The sequence below is a fragment of the uncultured Kocuria sp. genome (assembly GCF_947500125.1).
Classification (GTDB): domain Bacteria; phylum Actinomycetota; class Actinomycetes; order Actinomycetales; family Micrococcaceae; genus Kocuria.
The window spans coordinates 1-1,984 of record NZ_CANMRA010000076.1 but is presented as its reverse complement, the minus strand read 5'-3'; the positions used below and the strand labels follow the sequence as shown (position 1 = coordinate 1,984).

Sequence of the window (1,984 nt, the reverse complement as noted above, 5' to 3'; positions counted from 1 at the left end):
GGGCCACGGCGAGATGGGCCACGGCGAGATGGGCCACGGCGAGATGGGCCACGGCGAGATGGGCCACGGCGAGATGGACCACGGCGAGATGGACATGGCCCCGGGGGGAATCGCCCTGGCCGAGGGCGGGGAGGACCGTGACGGGCTGGAGATGGACGTGCTCCGTCTTCCGCTCGGTCCGGTCCTGCCGTTCTGGCCGGCGGGGCTCGTGCTGCGCTGCTCGTTGCAGGGGGATGTCGTGGTCGATGCCGAAGCCTCCGTGGTCGACGGCAGAAACGACCACAGGGACGGCGGCGAGGACGACGGCGCCGGAGCGGTCGGGCCGCGCCCCGGTCCCGCGCCGGCGGCGGTGGTGTGGTGCGACCAGGTCATGGCGCTGTTGGCCCTGGCCGGGGCCGAGGGCGCGGCAGCCGGTGCCCGCCGCACCCGGGACGCCCTCCTGCACGGCGACCAGGGTGCCGTCCGGGACGCCGCCGAGCGGCTGCACCGGACGGTGCGGAGGTCGCGGCTGCTCCGCTGGTCGCTGCGGGGCGTGCTGCCGCTCGCCCCGTCCGACCTGGAGCACCACGGGCTGCCCCGGCGCTGCCTCGGGGACGCCCACGACCGGCTGCTGTCCCGGGTGGAACAGATCCGGGTCGAGACCGGCGACACGGAGGCGGCCCCGGTGGAGGACGGCGCGGTGCCGTGGGCGGCGCTGCCGGACCTGGTGACCGGACTGGAGCTGGCCTCCGTGCGGTTGGCCGTGGCGAGCCTGGATCTCGATCCGCATCCTGCCGTCCGGGAGGTGGGGAGTGTCTGAGAGCGTGGTGACGACCGTTCCCGGCGGATGGGCCGTGCTGGCGGGGATCCTTCTGTGCGGTCTGGCCTTCTTCGCGGCGGCGCTGGACGCGGCGCTCTCGGCCCGGGCGCAGGGCAACGGCGGCGGGTGGGGCGCGCCGCTGGGCCGTTCGGCGCGGTTGCTGCGGCAGCGGCGCCGGACCACCGTGGCAGCGGACACCCTGCTGTGGCGGGTCGGTGGCGCGGGCATGCTGGTCGGGGCGTTCCTGATGATCGCGGTGCTTCCGCTGGGGGAGTGGACGCTGGCGGACCTGGACGTCGGTGTCGTGTGGTTCAACACGGTGGACGTCATGGTCTGGGCGCTGGTCTGGCTGGCGGGGTGGGGCGCGAACTCCGCCCACGGCCTGGTGGGCGGCTACCGTTTCCTGGCGCACGGGCTGGCCTACGAGCTGCCGCTGATGTTCGCGCTGGTGGCCCCGGCGATCGCCGCCGGCAGCCTGGCCGTGGGGGATGTGGCGGCCGCCCAGGACGGGGTGTGGTTCGTGGTGTGGATGCCGGTGGCGTTCCTCGTCTTCCTCGTCGGCGTGACGGGCTTCTCCGTGTGGGGTCCGTTCGCCCCGGCCCTGGCCGCGGACATCGGCGGCGGGGTGCTGGCCGAGCTCTCGGGGGTCGACCGTCTCGTCCTCCAGGCCGGGCGGTACTTGTTCCTGACCGCCGGTGCCGCCTTCTCGGTGCCGCTGTTCCTCGGTGGCCGTGCCGGGCCGGTCCTGCCCGGCTGGGCGTGGGTCCTGGTGAAGACGGTGGCGGTGTTGGCGGTGCTCGTGTGGTTGCGCCGGAAGATTCCGCTGCTGCGCCCGGACCGGTTCATGGAGATCGGGTGGGTGGTCCTGCTCCCGGCCGCCGTGGTCCAGGATCTGGTGGTGTCCCTCGTCGTCGTGTGGAAGGGCTGAGCCGTGCTGGTCGGAATCGTGTTCTGGGTGCTCGCTGTGGTGGCCGTGGCCGCGGGGGTGGTCGTGTTCGTGGTGGATTCCATGGCCCGGGCCACCTATGCCCTGGCGCTGTCCTTCATCGCTGTGGGGGTGCAGATCTTGCTGCTGGGCCAGAGCTATTTGGGGATCATCACGATCTTGATGATGGTGATGGAGATGGCGGTGATGGCGGTCTACATGGTGATGTTCATGGGCATGAACCCGGCGCTGATGCCCAT

At 72.7% G+C, this 1,984-nt stretch carries 2 protein-coding genes and 1 pseudogene; all 3 read left to right on the top strand.

Features of this window, described 5'->3' with window-relative positions; translation table 11 throughout:
* The coding region (locus Q0817_RS19900; RefSeq protein ID WP_298592199.1) for a hypothetical protein at positions 1-799 on the top strand (799 nt) is incomplete at its 5' end.
* Positions 792-1,727, top strand: coding sequence for a complex I subunit 1 family protein (locus tag Q0817_RS19895; RefSeq protein WP_298592197.1), 936 nt, complete (start codon positions 792-794; stop codon positions 1,725-1,727). The genes Q0817_RS19900 and Q0817_RS19895, both read left to right, overlap by 8 nt.
* A gap of 3 nt (positions 1,728-1,730) precedes the next feature.
* Positions 1,731-1,984 (top strand): annotated as a pseudogene (locus Q0817_RS19890) (NADH:ubiquinone oxidoreductase subunit J); the annotation flags it as partial.